15 protein-coding genes are annotated in these 16,966 nt (G+C 66.2%); 13 read left to right on the forward strand and 2 right to left on the reverse strand.

Features of this window, described 5'->3' with window-relative positions:
* Nucleotides 1–43 precede the first annotated feature (43 nt).
* The 10 genes from murD (at nt 44) to A3Q7_RS0109870 (ending at nt 10,550) form a co-directional block, all read left to right on the forward strand.
* Nucleotides 44–1,432 (forward strand): UDP-N-acetylmuramoyl-L-alanine--D-glutamate ligase, encoded by a 1,389-nt coding sequence (gene murD / locus A3Q7_RS0109825; protein WP_018411695.1) that lies wholly within the window; start codon nt 44–46, stop codon nt 1,430–1,432.
* Nucleotides 1,429–2,589: a putative lipid II flippase FtsW gene (gene ftsW, locus A3Q7_RS0109830; RefSeq protein WP_018411696.1), complete on the forward strand. Its 1,161-nt coding sequence runs from the start codon at nt 1,429–1,431 to the stop codon at nt 2,587–2,589. The genes murD and ftsW overlap by 4 nt, the downstream gene beginning before the upstream one ends.
* Complete coding sequence (gene murG, locus A3Q7_RS0109835; RefSeq protein ID WP_018411697.1) at nt 2,586–3,656, forward strand: undecaprenyldiphospho-muramoylpentapeptide beta-N-acetylglucosaminyltransferase; 1,071 nt, start codon at nt 2,586–2,588, stop codon at nt 3,654–3,656. The genes ftsW and murG overlap by 4 nt, the downstream gene beginning before the upstream one ends.
* The gene (gene murC / locus A3Q7_RS0109840; RefSeq protein ID WP_018411698.1) at nt 3,653–5,050 is read left to right on the forward strand and encodes a UDP-N-acetylmuramate--L-alanine ligase; all 1,398 of its coding nucleotides are present in this window, start codon (nt 3,653–3,655) and stop codon (nt 5,048–5,050) included. The genes murG and murC overlap by 4 nt, the downstream gene beginning before the upstream one ends.
* Nucleotides 5,047–5,973 (forward strand): D-alanine--D-alanine ligase, encoded by a 927-nt coding sequence (locus A3Q7_RS0109845; RefSeq protein WP_018411699.1) that lies wholly within the window; start codon nt 5,047–5,049, stop codon nt 5,971–5,973. The genes murC and A3Q7_RS0109845 overlap by 4 nt, the downstream gene beginning before the upstream one ends.
* On the forward strand, nt 5,966–6,766 hold the full coding sequence (locus tag A3Q7_RS0109850; RefSeq protein ID WP_018411700.1) for a cell division protein FtsQ/DivIB: 801 nt from the start codon (nt 5,966–5,968) through the stop codon (nt 6,764–6,766). Before A3Q7_RS0109845 ends, A3Q7_RS0109850 begins: the two co-directional genes overlap by 8 nt.
* A complete protein-coding gene (gene ftsA, locus A3Q7_RS0109855; protein ID WP_018411701.1) occupies nt 6,763–7,992 on the forward strand; it encodes a cell division protein FtsA in 1,230 nt (409 codons plus the stop codon). The genes A3Q7_RS0109850 and ftsA overlap by 4 nt, the downstream gene beginning before the upstream one ends.
* A 147-nt stretch (nt 7,993–8,139) precedes the next feature.
* The gene (ftsZ, locus tag A3Q7_RS0109860; RefSeq protein WP_018411702.1) at nt 8,140–9,300 is read left to right on the forward strand and encodes a cell division protein FtsZ; all 1,161 of its coding nucleotides are present in this window, start codon (nt 8,140–8,142) and stop codon (nt 9,298–9,300) included.
* Between the two features lie 116 nt (nt 9,301–9,416).
* The gene (lpxC, locus tag A3Q7_RS0109865; protein WP_018411703.1) at nt 9,417–10,361 is read left to right on the forward strand and encodes a UDP-3-O-acyl-N-acetylglucosamine deacetylase; all 945 of its coding nucleotides are present in this window, start codon (nt 9,417–9,419) and stop codon (nt 10,359–10,361) included.
* A 6-nt stretch (nt 10,362–10,367) separates the two neighbouring features.
* Nucleotides 10,368–10,550 (forward strand): hypothetical protein, encoded by a 183-nt coding sequence (locus A3Q7_RS0109870; RefSeq protein WP_018411704.1) that lies wholly within the window; start codon nt 10,368–10,370, stop codon nt 10,548–10,550.
* Nucleotides 10,551–10,561: 11 nt separating this feature from the next.
* Here A3Q7_RS0109870 and A3Q7_RS0109875 read toward each other — a convergent pair whose 3' ends face one another.
* The gene (locus A3Q7_RS0109875; RefSeq protein WP_232417907.1) at nt 10,562–10,978 is read right to left on the reverse strand and encodes a DciA family protein; all 417 of its coding nucleotides are present in this window, start codon (nt 10,976–10,978) and stop codon (nt 10,562–10,564) included.
* 61 nt (nt 10,979–11,039) lie between these two features.
* Here A3Q7_RS0109875 and A3Q7_RS0109880 point away from each other — a divergent pair, with 61 nt between their 5' ends.
* The 3 genes from A3Q7_RS0109880 (at nt 11,040) to A3Q7_RS0109890 (ending at nt 16,184) form a co-directional block, all read left to right on the forward strand.
* Nucleotides 11,040–12,005 carry a M23 family metallopeptidase gene (locus A3Q7_RS0109880; protein WP_018411706.1) on the forward strand — a complete coding sequence of 322 codons (966 nt, stop codon included), beginning with the start codon at nt 11,040–11,042 and terminating at the stop codon, nt 12,003–12,005.
* A gap of 186 nt (nt 12,006–12,191) precedes the next feature.
* Nucleotides 12,192–14,930 carry a preprotein translocase subunit SecA gene (gene secA / locus A3Q7_RS0109885; protein WP_018411707.1) on the forward strand — a complete coding sequence of 913 codons (2,739 nt, stop codon included), beginning with the start codon at nt 12,192–12,194 and terminating at the stop codon, nt 14,928–14,930.
* Between the two features lie 81 nt (nt 14,931–15,011).
* The gene (locus A3Q7_RS0109890) at nt 15,012–16,184 is read left to right on the forward strand and encodes a pyridoxal phosphate-dependent aminotransferase (RefSeq protein WP_026224683.1); all 1,173 of its coding nucleotides are present in this window, start codon (nt 15,012–15,014) and stop codon (nt 16,182–16,184) included.
* Here A3Q7_RS0109890 and A3Q7_RS0109895 read toward each other — a convergent pair.
* Nucleotides 16,171–16,965, reverse strand: a complete 795-nt coding sequence (locus A3Q7_RS0109895) for a DUF3025 domain-containing protein (RefSeq protein WP_018411709.1) — start codon at nt 16,963–16,965, stop codon at nt 16,171–16,173. The genes A3Q7_RS0109890 and A3Q7_RS0109895 overlap by 14 nt on opposite strands.
* Between the last annotated feature and the right edge of the window lies 1 nt (nt 16,966).

The following is a 16,966-nucleotide window of genomic DNA, read 5'->3' on the forward strand; positions in this document are numbered from 1 at the left end:
ACGCCCCCCACGCCCACTTCGTTCGCCCAGGGTGGAGTGCGCGATGACGCTTGCGGGATGCCATGTTCTCGTCCTGGGCCTCGGTGAGTCCGGGCTGGCGATGGCGCGCTGGTGCGTGCGCCAGGGTGCGGTACTGCGCGTGGCCGACAACCGGCCCGAGCCGCCCGGACTGGACGCACTGCGCCGCGACTGCCCGCATGCCGAGCTGCGCTGCGGCGCATTCGGCCCCGCGCTGCTCGAGGGTATTGCCCTGCTGGCCCTGTCGCCCGGTCTGGCACCGCACGAGGCCCTGGTTCAGGAAGCGCGGCGGCGCGGCATCGAAGTGGTGGGGGAAATCGAACTGTTCGCGCGCGCGCTGCGCGAACTGGGCTGGCGCGAGCGCACCAAGGTGATCGCCGTCACCGGCACCAATGGCAAGACCACCACCACCGCGCTTGTCGGCGCGCTGGTACGCGCGTGCGGGCTGTCCACCGAGGTGGCCGGCAATATCTCGCCGGCGGCGCTCGATGCGCTGATGACAGCGCTCGACGAGGACCGGGTACCCCAGGCCTGGGTTCTCGAGCTGTCCAGCTTCCAGCTGGAAACGACGGATACGCTGGACGCTGACGCGGCCACCGTGCTGAACGTGACGCAGGATCACCTGGACCGCCACCCGGGTGGCATGCCCGCATATGCGGCTGCCAAGGCGCGCGTTTTCGGTGCTGATACGGTGCAGGTGCTCAATCGCGATGACCGGTGGTCGATAGCCATGCGTCGTGACGGCACACGCGCGATCCGGTTCGGAGACGGTGCTCCGCATGAGGGCGACTACGGCCTGGTCGCGCGTGACGGCCAGCTCGTGCTGGCGCGCGGCAAGCGGGCACTGCTGGCTCTGGACGACATGAAACTCGCCGGTCGTCACAACGCGCACAACGCACTGGCCGCACTCGCGCTGTGCGAGGCGATCGGACTGCCGCTCGAGCTCTGCATCGCCGCACTGAAGGATTTCGCCGGACTGCCCCATCGAGTGGAAACCGTGATGGACATCGACGGAATCCGCTTCATCGATGACTCCAAGGGCACCAATGTCGGCGCCACCGTTGCCGCGATCGAAGGCCTCGGCCGGCCGCTGAGCCTCATCCTGGGCGGCGACGGCAAGGGACAGGACTTCGCCCCGCTCGGTCCGGTGTGCGCCCGGCATGCACGTTTCTGCGCACTGATCGGACGCGATGCGCCGGCCATCGCAGACGTGCTCGCCGCTCATGGCGTCGCGCACGGTCGCTACGCCACGCTGGAGGAGGCGACCCGCGCGGCGCACGCCGCCGCGCAGCGTGGCGATGCGGTGCTGCTGTCGCCCGCCTGCGCAAGCCTGGACATGTTCCGCAACTACGCGCATCGCGCGGCGGTCTTCGTCGCCGAGGTGCAGCGCATCGCCTCAGGAGATACCCGATGAGCGGCAGCATGCGTCTGGATTCGCCGCGCTTCGGCGAATCGCCGCGCCCGGCCGAACTCGACCCCTGGCTGTTGTGGCCGGCGGTCGCGCTGCTGCTGCTCGGGCTGATCATGGTGTATTCGGCTTCGATCGCGGTCGCCGACAGCGCGCGCTTCACCCAGGGCAGGCAGGAATACTTCCTGATCCGCCAGGCGGTATTCCTCGCGATAGGTGGCGTGGCGGGAATGATGGCCTTCCAGGTGCCGATCCGGTCCTGGCAGCACTGGTCGATGTGGCTGTTCCTGGGCGGCATCGTGATGCTGCTTCTGGTGCTCATCCCCGGCATAGGCAGCGTGGTGAACAACTCGCGCCGCTGGATCAATCTCGGGCCGGTGAACCTGCAGCCCTCCGAGCTGGTGAAGCTGTTCACCGTGCTGTACGCGGCGAGCTACATCGTGCGGCGCTTGCCGGAAATGCACTCCTTCCGGCGCGCCTTCGTACCGATGGCGCTGGTCATCCTGTTCGTCGGCGCACTGCTGGTGGCCGAACCCGATTACGGTGCTTTCGTGGTCATCGTGCTGATCGCCTTCGGCATGCTTTTCCTGGGCGGGATCAACGGCAAGCTGTTCTTCTCGCTCGGCCTGGTGGCGATGATCGGCTTCGCCGTCATCATCCGCTTCAATGAATTGCGCTGGGGCCGTTTCATCGCCTTCCTCGATCCGTTCAACAACGATCCGCTGGGCAAGGGTTACCAGCTCACCCACTCGCTGATCGCCTTCGGCCGCGGCGAGTGGTTCGGCGTCGGACTGGGCGGCAGCGTGGAAAAGCTGCTCTATCTGCCGGAAGCCCATACCGACTTCCTGCTCGCCGTGATCGGCGAAGAACTGGGGCTGGTCGGTGTTGCCACGGTGATCGGCCTGTTCGCGCTGGTGGTGCACCGCTGCTTCGCCATCGGCCGCCGCGCGCTGCAGCTCGAGCGCGCCTACGCCGGACTGGTCGCGCAGGGCGTGGGCATCTGGTTCGGTGTGCAGGCCTTCATCAATATGGGCGTGAACGTGGGCATCCTGCCGACCAAGGGTCTCACGCTGCCGCTCATGAGCTACGGCGGATCGGGCATTCTGGTCAATTGCATCGCGCTCGCCATCATCCTGCGCATCGACTGGGAGAACCGTCGATGAGCACTGCACTGATCATGGCCGGCGGCACCGGCGGACACATCTACCCGGGACTGGCGGTCGCCGACGAACTGCGCGCGCGTGGATGGCGCATCGTGTGGCTCGGCAATCCGGATGGCATGGAAGCGCGCATCGTGCCGGCGCGCGGTTATGAAATGCAAGCCATCCGCTTCACCGCGCTGCGCGGCAAGGGGCTGCTGCGCAAACTGCTGCTGCCGTTCAACCTGCTGCGAGGCTTCGGGCAGGCGCTCGCCGTGCTCGGCCGGGTGAAGCCGCAGGTGGTGCTCGGCCTCGGCGGCTATGTCACCTTCCCGGGCGGCATGATGGCCGCGCTGCGCGGCATTCCGCTGGTGCTGCACGAACAGAACTCGGTCGCCGGGCTGGCCAACCGCGTGCTGGCCGGCGTGGCCGACCGTGTGCTGGCCGGCTTTCCGGGAGCGTTGCCCAAGGCGCAGTGGACCGGCAACCCGGTACGCGCCGACATCGCTGCGCTGCCCGAACCGGCCGAGCGCTTCGCGCCGCGCAACGGTCCCCTGAAGCTGCTCGTGGTGGGCGGCAGTCTGGGCGCGCAGATGCTCAATACCATCGTGCCTCAGGCGCTGGCCCGCATGCCCGCCGACGCACGCCCGCAGGTGCTGCACCAGGCAGGCGAGCGCAACCTTCCCGCGCTGCAGGCCGCCTACGCCGAAGCCGGCGTGCCCGGCGACCTGCGGCCCTTCATCGACGACATGGCGACCGCCTACGCACAGGCCGATCTGGTCATCTGCCGCGCCGGCGCGCTCACCGTGGCCGAGCTCGCGGCGGCTGGCGTGGCCGCCATCCTGGTGCCCTTCCCCCACGCGGTCGATGACCACCAGACCGGCAATGCGCGCTTCCTCGCCGACGCCGGGGCCGCGCTGCTGCAGCCCCAGGAAACGCTGAGCGCGGACGGACTCGCCGCGCTGCTGCATACGCTGGACCGCGCACGCCTGCTCGACATGGCGCAACGCGCACGCGCACTGGCCCGCCCGGGCGCGACCGCGGAGGTCGCCGACATCTGCGCCGCACAGGCGCAAGGACATCGCACATGAAGCACAAGATCAGCCACATCCATTTCATAGGCATCGGTGGCTCGGGCATGAGCGGCATCGCGGAGGTGCTGCTCAACCAGGGCTATGTGGTGAGCGGCTCCGACCTCGCCGACAACGCGGTCACGCGCCGGCTTGCTTCGCTTGGCGCGCGCGTGGTGCGGGGCCATGCCGCCGAGAACATCGCCGGCGCGGACGCGGTCGTGACCTCGACCGCCGTCAGTGCCGACAATCCGGAGGTGCTGCGCGCCCGCGAACGGCGCATCCCCATCGTGCCGCGTGCCCAGATGCTGGCCGAACTGATGCGCATCAAGCAGGGCGTGGCGGTCGCGGGCACCCATGGCAAGACCACCACCACCTCGCTCATCGCGAGCTGCCTGGCGGAAGGCGGGCTGGATCCGACCTTCGTGATCGGCGGCCGGCTCAACTCGGCCGGTGCGAACGCGCGGCTGGGCACGGGTGAATTCCTGGTGGCCGAGGCGGACGAATCCGATGCGTCCTTCCTGTTCCTGTCGCCGGTGGTATCGGTGGTGACGAATATCGATGCCGACCACATGGACACCTACGGCCATGACTTCAGCCGGCTCAAGCAGGCCTTCGTCGACTTCCTGAACCGCCTGCCCTTCTACGGGGTCGCGGTGCTGTGCGCGGACGACCCGAATGTGCGCGACATCATGGCCGACGTACCGAAGCAGATCATCCGCTACGGCCTGGACCCGGACGCCCAGGTGCGCGCTGAAAACGTGCGGGCCGACGGCACCCGCATGCTGTTCGATGCGGTGCGCGTGAATGGCTCGACCACGCGCATCCCGGTCGAACTGAATCTGCCCGGCCTGCACAATGTGCGCAATGCACTGGCCGCCATCGCGGTGGCCAACGAAGTGGGCGTACCTGATGCAGCCATCGTGCGCGCGCTGGCCGAATTCAAGGGCGTGGGCCGTCGCTTCACCCGTCACGGCGAGGTGGCGCTGCCGTCCGGCGGACATTTCACGCTGGTCGACGACTATGGCCACCACCCGGTCGAAATGGCGGCCACGCTGGAAGCGGCGCGCGGCGCCTACCCGGGCCGCCGCATCGTGCTTGCCTTCCAGCCGCATCGCTATACGCGCACCCGCGACTGCTTCGAGGACTTCGTGCGCGTGCTGTCGGCGGCCGACGCGGTGGTACTGACCGAAGTCTATGCCGCCGGCGAAGCCCCCATCGTCGCCGCCGACGGGCGCGCCCTGGCGCGCGCGCTGAGAGTCGCCGGCAAGGTCGAGCCGGTATTCGTCGAAGACATCAACGACCTGCCGCAGACCCTGCTCGACACGGTGCGCGACGGCGACATCGTGATCGGCATGGGCGCCGGTTCCATCGGGCAGCTGCCCTCCAAATTCCTTCAGGACATCCAGAAATGACCGCCCATTCCCCTGCTTCCCTCGGCAAGGTCGCCGTGCTGTTCGGCGGCCAGTCCGCCGAACGCGAAATCTCCATCATGTCCGGCAGCGCGGTGCTGGCCGCATTGAAGGAACAGGGCGTGGATGCCCATGCCTTCGACCCGGCCGAGCGCGATCTGTGGGAACTGAAACGCGACGGCTTCGCACGCGCCTTCATCGCGCTGCACGGACGCGGCGGTGAGGACGGCACGATACAGGGCGCCCTGGAATGCCTCGGCATTCCCTACACCGGCAGCGGCGTCATGGCCTCGGCCATCGGCATGGACAAGTGGCGATCCAAGATGGTGTGGTTGTCCGCCGGATTGCCGACGCCGCGCTACAAGCTGCTGCATGCCGGCAGCGATTTCGCCGCCGTGGTCCGGGACCTCGGTCTGCCGCTGTTCGTCAAGCCGGCGCGCGAAGGATCCAGCGTCGGCGCCACCCGGGTGACTTCGCTCGACCAGTTGCCTGAGGCCTACGAGAAGGCGGCGCGCTGCGATGCGCTGGTACTGGCCGAACAGTTCATTGCCGGCCGCGAGCTGACCGCGCCCTTCCTCGGCGACATGGCCTTGCCGCTGATCCGCATCGAGGCGCCGCAAGGCAACTACGACTACCAGAACAAGTACTTCACCGATGACGTGAAATACCACTGCCCGAGCGGCCTCGATGCCGATCTCGAATCCGAGATACAGCAACTGGTGATGCGCGCCGCGCGCCTCATCGATTGCCGCGGCTGGGGGCGTGCCGATCTGATGCTGGACCAGGACGATCGTCCCTGGCTGCTCGAGATCAACACCTCGCCCGGCATGACCTCGCATTCGCTGGTGCCGATGGCCGCACGCGCGGTCGGCGTCGAGTTCGGCGAACTGTGCATGCGCATACTGGAGTCCGCCCGACTTGGCTAGGAAACCCGCCGCGCGCAAGGTCAGCGCACAGCGCCGCGAGGACGGCGGCCTGTGGGACAGCCCGCGCGCACTGACCCTGATCGCCGACGCGATACTGCTGCTGGCGAGCGTCGCCATCGGCTACGCGGCGGTGGTCTTCGTCACCCGCATGCCGGTCATGCCGCTGCAGGCGGTCACGCTCACGCGCGCACCGGCCAACCTGAGCAGCGCGCAGATCGAAGACGCCGCGCGGCGCGCAGTGAATGGCAGCTTCCTGACCACGGACATCGAACGCGCGCGCAGCGTATTCGAAAGCCTGCCCTGGGTGCGCCACGCGTCGGTGCGTCGCGTCTGGCCGGGCTCGCTCGAGATCGAGCTGGAAGAGCATGTACCGGTGGCGCGCTGGTGGGTACCCGACAACGCGCCGCCACGCATGGTGAATGCGCAGGGCGAGCTGTTCTTCGCGGAACACGAAGCATCTCTGCCGCTGTTCGCGGGCCCCGACGAGCGCTCCTCGACCATGCTCGCACGGCACATCGAATGGACCGGCACGCTGGCACCGCTGCACCGGCAGATCCGCAAACTCACACTGACCCGGCGCGAGGCATGGCAGGTGCAGCTCGACGACGGCGCGCGGCTCGAGCTGGGACGCGACGACGACAAGCTGCCGATCGCCGAGCGCCTGGAACGCTATGTCGCGACACAGCCGGAGGTCCTGCAACACAGGGACCAGAAGGTGATCTACGCCGATCTGCGTTACCCGAATGGCTACGCACTGCGCTTGAGCAATACCGAACACCAGGAAAAACCATGACAAGAGACAGCAAAGACCTCATCGTCGGTCTCGACATAGGCACCTCGAAAATATCGGCGGTCGTGAGTCAGCTCGCGCCGGACGGACGGCTGGACATCCTCGGCCTGGCGTCGCAGGAGGCGCAGGGTCTGAAGAAGGGCGTCGTGGTGAACATCGAAGCCACGGTCGATTCCATCTCGCGCGTCATCCAGGAGGTGGAACTGCAGGCCGACTGCAAAGTGCGTGAGGTGTTCACCGGCATCGCCGGCAGCCACATCCGCAGCTTCAACTCGAATGGCGTGGTGGCGATCAAGGACAAGGAAGTCACCCGTCTTGATCTCGAACGCGTCGTCGAGACGGCGCGCGCGATGCCGATTCCCGCCGATCAGGAAATCCTGCATACGCTGACGCAGGAATTCATCATCGACGGACAGGACGGCGTGCGTGAGCCGATAGGCATGAGCGGGAAGCGGCTCGAGGTGCGCGTACATATCGTGACCGGCGCAGTGTCGGCGGCGCAGAACATCATCAAATGCGTGCGCCGTTGCGGACTGGAGGTCGTGGACCTCGTCCTGCAGCCGCTGGCCTCCAGTCAGGCCACCCTGTCCGAGGACGAGAAGGATCTCGGCGTTTGCCTGGTCGACATCGGTGGAGGCACCACCGACATCGCCATCTTCACCCAGGGCGCCATCCGCCACACGGCGGTCATCCCGATCGCCGGTGACCAGATCACCAACGACATCGCGATGGCACTGCGCACGCCGACGGCCGAGGCCGAGGACATCAAGCTGCGCTACGGCGTGGCGATGTCGGCGCTGGCCGACGCCGAGGACATGATCGAAGTCCCGGGCATCGGCGATCGTGGTCCGCGCCGCATGTCGCGCCAGGCGCTGGCCGACGTGATCGAGCCCCGGGTGTCGGAACTTTTCGAGCTGGTACAGGCGGAACTGCGCCGCAGCGGCTACGAGGAACTGCTGTCGTCCGGCGTCGTGCTGACCGGCGGGAGCGCGACCATGCGCGGCATGACCGACCTGGCGGAGGATGTGTTCCATCTGCCGTCGCGCGTCGGCGTCCCCGAGTACAGCGGAAACCTGGCGGACGTGGTGCGCCACCCGCGCTACGCGACCGTGATCGGGCTGGTGATGGAAGGCGCTGCACAGCGACGCCGGGGTCAGGTGGCGCGCGAGACGCGCAATGTCCGTCAGGTGCTGGCGAACATGCGCTCGTGGTTCGAAAGAAATTTCTGAAATTGCGGCGCAGACGGCATTTACGGCATGCGTTGCACTAAGTTTAGTCGTATACTCGCGATAAATCACTAAATCTAGTGCTGACGCGGGTTTTCTGCCGAAAGAGTCATCCGGCTCTGCGGCATTCGTGCAAACAGGAGGGCGGGTATGTTCGAGATTCTCGACAAGGAGCCGGTAGGCGCAGTGATCAAGGTGATCGGCGTCGGTGGAGCCGGAGGCAATGCGGTCGATCACATGATTCGTGAAGGCGTGAATGGCGTCGAATTCATCGCTGCCAACACGGACGGCATGGCTCTGAACCGCAACCTGGCCCCGGTCAAGATCCAGCTCGGCAAGAACGGCCGCGGCGCAGGTGCCAAGCCGGAAGTGGGCCGCTCCGCCGCCGAGGAATACCGCGAACACATCGCTGACCAGTTGCGTGGTGCCGAAATGGTGTTCATCACCGCTGGCATGGGAGGCGGCACCGGCACCGGGGCCGCACCCATCGTCGCCGAGGTGGCCAAGGAGATGGGCATCCTCACCGTCGCCGTCGTCACCAAGCCGTTCGACTACGAGAATCGCATGCGCGCGGCGGAATCCGGCATCGAGGAACTGGCCCGCCACGTCGATTCCCTCATCGTCGTGCTGAACGAGAAGCTGATGGAAGTGCTCGGCGAGGACGCCAGTCTGGAGGACGGCTTCAAGGCGGCCGACAATGTGCTGCGCAACGCGGTCGGCGGCATCGCGGAAATCATCAACATCCCGGGCCTGGTTAACGTCGACTTCCAGGACGTGCGTACCGTGATGGGTGAGATGGGCCGCGCCATGATGGGTTCGGCCGAGGCGGCGGGCATGGACCGCGCCCGCATCGCAGCCGAACAGGCCGTCGCCAGTCCGCTGCTGGAGGGCGTCGAGCTGTCCGGCGCGCGCGGCGTGCTGGTGAACATCACTGCGAGCCGTTCGCTGAAGATGAAGGAAGTGAAGGACGCGATGGAAACCGTGCGCGCCTTTGCCGCCGAAGGCGCCCATGTCATCTTCGGCACCGTGTTCGACGATGCGATGGACGACCGGCTGCGCGTGACCGTGGTCGCCACCGGCCTGGGCGCACCGCGCGCGATGAGCAGCAAGCCGCCGATGACCATCATCCGCACCGGCACCGACGACGTCGCCATGTCGGCCGGTACCGGCACCGACTATTCACACCTCGAGATCCCTGCAGTGATGCGCGGGCGCGGCGGCCGCACCGCATCCAGCGCAGTCGAGGCGATGCGCGCCAATGGCGTGGAGACGCTGGACATCCCGGCCTTCCTGCGCAAGCAGGCCGACTGAAGCGGGATTGCGTATCCACCCCTCCTGCATGTGAACGGGTGGATACGCACTGTTACAGGAGTATTAAGCGCCGCTGAGGTAGACTGGGGCTTTCGCCCACAGCGGTCGTTTCAGCCATGATCCGGCAACGCACACTCCGTTCCATCGTCCGCGCCACCGGCGTGGGACTCCACTCCGGCCTCAAGGTCGATCTCGAGCTGCGCCCGGCGCCCGCCGACACCGGCATCGTGTTCCGCCGTATCGACCTCGATCCTGTGGTCGAACTGCGCGCGGATGCCCACGCGGTCGGGGATACCCGACTTGCCTCCTGCCTCGGACGCGACGGTGCGACGATCTCGACCGTGGAACACCTGATGTCAGCCCTCGCCGGCCTCGGTGTCGACAATGCCTTCGTCGATGTCGATGCGCCGGAGCTGCCCATCATGGACGGCTCGGCGTCGACTTTCGTGTATCTGATCCAGCAGGCCGGCCTGATCGAGCAGAAGTCGGCGAAGAAATTCGTGCGCGTGCTCAAGGGTGTCGAGGTGAAGGATGGCGACAAGTGGGCGCGTCTCGACCCCTACGAGGGTTTCAGCCTCGATTTCTCGATCGAGTTCCGGCACCCGGCCATCGAGCGGACCGGCACCAAGGTGCGCATCGATTTCGCACAGCAGTCGTACGTGAATGACGTCGCGCGCGCGCGCACCTTCGGTTTCATGCACGAGGTGGAATACCTGCGTCAGAACGGACTGGCCCAGGGCGGCAGCCTGGACAACGCCATCGTCATGGACGAGTACCGCGTGCTCAACAGCGACGGCCTGCGCTACGCCGACGAGTTCGTGAAACACAAGGTGCTGGATGCGATCGGCGATCTTTACATATTGGGTCATCCGCTACTCGCGGCATTCTCGGCCCACAAGTCGGGGCATGCGCTGAACAACACGCTGCTGCGCGCGCTGCTTGCGGATCAAGGCGCCTGGGAATGGGCAAGTTTCGAGCAACCGTCGGACACGCCTTCCGCCGTATCCAACCAGTACCGCCCGCTGATCGAGGACAACGGCTCGGCTCCGGCCTTTGCCTGACCGCCGATGCTGGTCCTGCGCCTGATCGGCGTCCTTCTCATCATCACCGTAGGCGCGAGTTTCGTCGCCTATGTGCTGACGCGCGACACGCGTTACCTGCAGTTCGCCTGGCGCGTGCTGCGCTATGCGGTGATCGCGACTCTTGGCGTCCTCGCGCTCTTCCTGCTGGAACGCGTCATCGTGCTGTGAAGCCAGCGGCTTCAGTCCTGCCCGCTCTCACCGTCGCTGCGCAGGGCGCGGCTCACCAGATGCTCCAGGGCCTGCTTGAGCGGACTGTCACCACGCAGCCGGGCGGCTCCCTCAAGCACCGCCTTGCGCGCGGGAACACTGACCGGACGCACGGGCGATGCCGGGCGAATCCTTGGCGGATCAAATGCTTGCACCTTCACCTTGACTTCTGTAACCTCGCCGCAACTTTCCTGCATGGCCTGCCGGAGACTGGGCAAAAGCTGCTTCAACCGGTGCGCCACTGCACTCGATGAGGCACTGACAACGACAACACCCTGCTTCACATTCATGACCCGACTGACCTGTGTCAGTTCTGCCGGCATGAATTTTTCGTAAGCTGTCTGGGCGCGCGCAATCCGCTGAGCGTGCAGCGACAGATTTGCAAGCATGTCCTGTGCGCGAACATGTTCGTACAGGGGGCGGGCAGACATAAGAACGATAGGAGCGGACGTGCAGATCATTCTGGTTTCGAGCCGTCTGTCGACGGCCAAGGCCATCACGATACAGCCCTGGCACCTGATCGGGGTGTTTTTCGCGTTCACGCTGCTTGTTTTCGCGCTGGCCTCGGCGTTCTCCTTTCTGACGCTCAAGCACGCGAACAGTCTCAAGCTCCCTTTCATCGACGAGGTGGTGACCGCAGCCCGCAACGAGGAAATCGCGCGCAGCGAACAGTTCGTGCGGGAGAACATCAACACCATGGCGATGCGCCTCGGGCAGCTTCAGGCGCAACTCATCCAACTCGACACGCTCGGGACACGTCTCGCCAAGCTGGCCGGCGTCAAACCGCCTGAACCGGTGCAGGCCGTGCCTCCGGGCCAGGGCGGACCCCTCGTCGCGGAACAGCCGATCACCGCGGCGGAACTCGAGGCGCAGATGAAGTATTTCTCGGAACTTCTGGCACGTCAGGACGATTACCTGGGCGTGATCGAATCCGAATTGCTGCTCGATCAGGCCACGCTGTCGCTGGTGCCCTCCACACTGCCGGTCATCGGCGGCACCTGGAACGCCTCGGGTTTTGGCTGGCGCATCGACCCGTTCACCGGCGCGCGCGCGATGCATGAGGGCGTCGATTTCGTGTCCGAGGTCGGCACCCCCATCGTCGCCGCCGCAGCAGGTGTGGTCACCACAGCCGCCTTCCACCCGCAATACGGCAACATGATCGAGATCGACCATGGACGCGATCTGGTCACCCGTTACGCCCATGCAAGCCGCATGCTGGTGACGCCCGGCACCGTTGTACGGCGAGGGCAGAAGATCGGCGAGGTCGGCAGCACCGGCCGTTCAACCGGCCCGCATCTGCACTTCGAAGTCAGGGTGAAGAACGTCGCCCAGAATCCCAATCGCTTCCTGGAACTCGCGCGCAAGGCTCTGCCGCCGGGCGCCGCCCAGGCGCGGGCGGAACGGCTCGACCACTAGGTTCTTCCTGGCGCCGCGCAGACAGCGGAAGCGGCGCACGAAGCGGCAACACCCGGCTTCGGGCGGATCCTGGCCCCGGGCCTTCGCATCGTGCCGGCCGGGCGAGTCGCCCGGGACGCCTCCCGCCCCCATGTTAGAATCGCGGACTTTTCTGCCATCGGTTTGCCCGGCCCGGGCCTGTGTTCGATGATCGCCTCCCTGTTCACCAAGATGTTCGGCAGCCGCAACGATCGCCTGCTGAAGAAGTACCGCCCCATCATTGCCCGCATCAATGCGCTTGAAACCGACATGTCGGCGCTGAGCGACGAAGCCCTGGCCGGCAAGACCGCCGAGTTCAGGCAGCGTGTTGCGAATGGCCAGACGCTGGACGAGTTGTTGCCAGAGGCCTTCGCCGTGGTGCGCGAAGCCGGCAAGCGGGTACATGGCATGCGTCACTTCGATGTGCAACTGATTGGCGGCCTCGTCCTGCATTCCGGAAAGATTGCCGAAATGCGCACCGGCGAGGGCAAGACGCTCACCGCCACGCTGCCGGTGTATCTGAATGCGCTGGCGGGCAAGGGCGTGCATGTGGTGACGGTCAACGATTATCTGGCCAGCCGCGACGCCGAGCAGATGGGCAAGCTGTACGGCTTCCTCGGCATGAGCACCGGCGTGAACCTGTCGCGCATGCCGCACGACCGGAAGCAGACGGCCTACGCTGCCGACATCACCTATGGCACGAACAATGAATTCGGCTTCGACTACCTGCGCGACAACATGGTGTATTCGCCGGCTGAGCGCGTGCAGCGTGGACTGAATTTCGCCATCGTCGACGAAGTGGACTCCATCCTGATCGACGAAGCCCGTACCCCGCTCATCATTTCCGGTCAGGCCGACGACCACACCGACCTCTACATCAAGCTCAATGCCGTCGCGCCGCTGCTCAAGCGCTGTGAGGTCGAGGATGGTCCGGGCGACTACTGGGTGGACGAGAAGGCGCACACCGTGCTGCTGACCGAGGAGGGTCACGAGCACGCCGAAGACATCCTGACGCAGCATGGCCTGCTTGAGGCCGGGCGCAGCCTGTACGAACCGGCCAACATCACGCTGGTGCATTTCCTGTACGCCAGCCTGCGCGCGCACAACCTGTATCACCGCGACCAGCAGTACGTGGTGCAGAACGGCGAAATCATCATCGTCGATGAATTCACCGGCCGCCTGATGCCGGGCCGCCGCTGGTCGGACGGCCTGCATCAGGCGGTGGAAGCGAAGGAAGGCGTGAAAATCCAGGCGGAGAACCAGACGCTGGCGTCCATCACCTTCCAGAACTACTTCCGCATGTACGGCAAACTGGCCGGCATGACCGGTACGGCCGATACCGAAGCGTACGAGTTCCACCAGATCTACGGCCTGGAAACAGTGGTCATCCCGACCCACCGGCCGATGATCCGCAAGGACAACAACGATCTGGTCTACCGCACGGCCAAGGAAAAGTACGCGGCGGTGATCGCCGACATCCAGGACTGCCACGAACGCGGACAGCCGGTGCTGGTGGGCACGACCTCGATCGAAAGTTCGGAGCTGCTGTCCTCGCTGCTCGACAGGGAAAAGCTGCCGCACCAGGTGCTGAACGCGAAGCAGCACGAACGCGAGGCGGAAATCATCGCCCAGGCCGGTCGGCCCGGCGTCATCACCATCGCCACCAATATGGCGGGCCGTGGTACCGATATCGTGCTCGGCGGCAATGTCGAGAAACAGGTGCAGGCGCTGGAGCGCGACGAAAGCATGAACGATGCGGATCGCAGCACCCGCATCGAAAAGTTGCGCGGCGAATGGTCTTCGCTGCATGAACAGGTGGTGGGTGCGGGTGGCCTGCACATCATCGGCACCGAGCGCCACGAATCCCGCCGCATCGACAATCAGCTGCGCGGTCGTTCCGGCCGCCAGGGCGACCCCGGATCCTCGCGTTTCTACCTGTCGCTGGAAGACCCGCTGATGCGCATCTTCGGCGGCGAGCGCCTGAATGCCATCATGCTGCGGCTGAAGATGCCGGAAGGCGAAGCGATCGAGCATGCGATGGTGAACCGCTCGCTGGAATCGGCGCAGCGCAAGGTGGAACAGCGCAATTTCGACATCCGCAAGCAACTGCTCGAATACGACGACGTGTCGAACGACCAGCGCAAGGTGATCTACGAACAGCGCAATGCATTGCTGGAAGCGGAGAACATCGGCGAAACCATTACCGCGATGCGCCACAGCGTGCTGGAGGACGTGTTCCGCCAGTATGTGCCGCTGGAAAGCGTCGAGGAACAGTGGGATCTTGCGGGCGCCCAGTCCGCCTTCCAGTCCGAGTTCCGGCTCGACACGCCGTTCGCCGAATGGCTGCTCGCCGAACCCAATCTGGCGGACGAAGACCTGCTGAAACGCGCGCTGGACCTTTCCGACGAACAGTATGCAGTGAAGGTCGCACTGGTCGGCACCGAGGCTTTCGGCCAGTTCGAGCGCAACGTGATGCTGCAGAGTCTGGATTCGCACTGGCGCGAACACCTGGCCGCGCTCGACCATCTGCGTCAGGGCATACATCTGCGCGGTTATGCGCAGAAGAACCCCAAACAGGAATACAAGCGCGAGGCCTTCGAACTGTTCGAAACCCTGCTCGACCAGGTGCGCGCCGAGGTCACCCGCGTACTGCTGAACGTCGAAATCCGCTCACCGGAGCAGATCGAGGACAGCGAGCCTACCCCACCGCCGGTCGATGCGATGCGCTTCACCCATGCCGATTTCGACCCGGCGATGGCGGGCGAGGATGTCGATCCGCTGGCGCCGCCGGCGGGCGGCAATGCCGCCGCCACCCCGATGCCGGCCTATCCCAAGGTCGGCCGCAACGACCCCTGCCCGTGCGGTTCGGGCAAGAAGTACAAGCAATGCCACGGCCGCCTGGCCTGAGCGCAGACCGGCGATGAAGAAGGCGGCCCAGGCCGCCTTTTTCGTTTGTGCCGGAGGCGCTCCCCGTCAAGGAGACAGCTCATGAGGATTTCACGGCGCGCACAATCCGTGGCGCCCTTCTTCGCGATGGAAATCGGCAAGCAGGCGGCGGCGCTGGAGGCGCAGGGCCGCTCCATCATCAAGCTCAATATCGGCGAACCGGATTCGGGGGCGCCGCCGGCCGTGCTCGAGGCGCTGCGCACGCAGTGCGACGGCCGGCCACTGCCCTACTCCGCCGCCCTCGGACTGCCGGAGCTGAGACAGGCCATCGCCGGCTTCTATGCATCGCAGCACGGACTTGACATCGACCCGGCACGCATCGTGGTGACTGCGGGCGCGTCGGCGGCGCTGTTGCTGGTCACGGCGGCGCTGGTCGACCCCGGCGACGAGGTGCTGGTGGGCGACCCGTCCTACCCCTGCAACAGCCAGTTCCTCGCCGGCTTCGGCGCCCGGGTGACGCGCGTGCCGACCGATGCCGGCAGCCGCTTCCAGCTCGATGCCGAGCGGGCGCGCGCGCACTGGAGCGCGCACACGCGCGGCGTCATGCTGGCCACGCCATCGAATCCCACCGGCACCTCCATCGCACCGACGGAACTGTCGGCCGTGCTGGACTGGACCGCCGCGCGCGGTGCCTGGACCCTGGTTGACGAAATCTATCTGAACCTGCAGGACGCGGATGCGGCCGGCCGGGCGCCAACCAGCGCACTGGCGCTGTCATCCGATGTCTGCGTCATCAACAGCTTTTCCAAGTACTTCGGCATGACCGGATGGCGTCTGGGCTGGTGCGTGCTGCCCGCTGCGCTGGTCATGGCGGTCGAGCGGCTGGCGCAGAACTACTACATCTGCCCTCCGGTGACCGCGCAGCGCGCCGCCCTGGCCTGCTTCACGCCGGAATCGATCGCCGTATGCGAAGCGCGCCGCGCCGAATTCTCGCGTCGCCGCGCGCATGTGCTGGCCGGGCTGGAACGCATCGGCCTCGCCGTGCCGGTCGCACCCGACGGCGCCTTCTATGCCTGGTTCGACGTCAGCGCCAGCGGCCTCGATGCCTGGGACTTCTGCCAGCGCGCCCTGCTGGAGGCCGGCGTGGCGCTGACGCCGGGGCGCGATTTCAGCGTGCAGTCGGCTGCGCGCTTCGTCCGCCTGTCCTGCGCCACATCGATGCCGGAGCTGGATGAAGGTCTGGCGCGCCTCGGGCAGTTCGTCAGTCGCCTGTAATGACCGCCCGGGCAGGCCGGAACTGACGCGCATCGTCGAAATAGCCGGCATGCAGGTTTTCCGGTGTCATGCCGGGCAGGCCGAGTACTGGCAAGGGGCGCAGGTCGCGCGGAGAGGCGGGCCAGTCGGCTGCGCGGATGCGGCCGGCCAGCCAGAGATCGAACGCGGCACACTCGAGTGGCGCCGCGTCGGCATGCAGGAGCAGCACCTTGGCGCACAGGCCGACAAACGGCATGCGCGCCTTGTCCAGCAGCGCATGACCGATCACATGCAGCGTCGCGCGTTCGAGCGCCGGACGCCGGCCATGCATGGCTTCGCGCCAGCGTTGCGCGTGCAGATCATCCAGCAAGGCCGCATCGTCGCTGATCAAGACCAGTCCTTCCTCGTCGAACAGCGTCAATGCATCGCGCACCGGACCTCGCCCTGGCCCGGTCGCAGTCGCCAACACCTCGCAATGACGCGCATTCATTGCGGCCTTGATGCACGGATAGCGCAGCCATACCAGGGCATTGAAGGTGTCGTGCCAGCAGTGATCGCGTGTGGACACCCCGCCGGTACGCGCGATCGTGGATTCGTAATCGCCAGCGGACGGCAGATCCCGCCGGAAATGGATCGGCGCCCCCGCCGCCGAGAGCGGGCGCCCGATGCGCGCAGCCAGCGCATCGATCGTGGCCGCCGATGGCGCTGGCGCCGCCGGGTTCGCGACGTCCGCCAGCTCGAGTTCCTGCAGCAGGGTGCCGTAGGCCGCATGCAGCGGGCCGGACCACGGCTCTGAAGACACG

Source organism: Methyloversatilis thermotolerans (assembly GCF_000372885.1).
GTDB classification, from domain to species: domain Bacteria; phylum Pseudomonadota; class Gammaproteobacteria; order Burkholderiales; family Rhodocyclaceae; genus Methyloversatilis; species Methyloversatilis thermotolerans.

What these genes read in the sequence shown, in the direction of transcription:
- murD (WP_018411695.1), top strand. Translation starts at nt 44, where the DNA reads ATGACGCTTGCGGGATGCCATGTTCTCGTCCTGGGCCTCGGTGAGTCC.
- ftsW (WP_018411696.1), top strand. Translation starts at nt 1,429, where the DNA reads ATGAGCGGCAGCATGCGTCTGGATTCGCCGCGCTTCGGCGAATCGCCG.
- murG (WP_018411697.1), top strand. Translation starts at nt 2,586, where the DNA reads ATGAGCACTGCACTGATCATGGCCGGCGGCACCGGCGGACACATCTAC.
- murC (WP_018411698.1), top strand. Translation starts at nt 3,653, where the DNA reads ATGAAGCACAAGATCAGCCACATCCATTTCATAGGCATCGGTGGCTCG.
- A3Q7_RS0109845 (WP_018411699.1), top strand. Translation starts at nt 5,047, where the DNA reads ATGACCGCCCATTCCCCTGCTTCCCTCGGCAAGGTCGCCGTGCTGTTC.
- ftsA (WP_018411701.1), top strand. Translation starts at nt 6,763, where the DNA reads ATGACAAGAGACAGCAAAGACCTCATCGTCGGTCTCGACATAGGCACC.
- ftsZ (WP_018411702.1), top strand. Translation starts at nt 8,140, where the DNA reads ATGTTCGAGATTCTCGACAAGGAGCCGGTAGGCGCAGTGATCAAGGTG.
- lpxC (WP_018411703.1), top strand. Translation starts at nt 9,417, where the DNA reads ATGATCCGGCAACGCACACTCCGTTCCATCGTCCGCGCCACCGGCGTG.
- A3Q7_RS0109870 (WP_018411704.1), top strand. Translation starts at nt 10,368, where the DNA reads ATGCTGGTCCTGCGCCTGATCGGCGTCCTTCTCATCATCACCGTAGGC.
- A3Q7_RS0109875 (WP_232417907.1), bottom strand. Translation starts at nt 10,978, where the DNA reads ATGCTTGCAAATCTGTCGCTGCACGCTCAGCGGATTGCGCGCGCCCAG.
- secA (WP_018411707.1), top strand. Translation starts at nt 12,192, where the DNA reads ATGATCGCCTCCCTGTTCACCAAGATGTTCGGCAGCCGCAACGATCGC.
- A3Q7_RS0109890 (WP_026224683.1), top strand. Translation starts at nt 15,012, where the DNA reads ATGAGGATTTCACGGCGCGCACAATCCGTGGCGCCCTTCTTCGCGATG.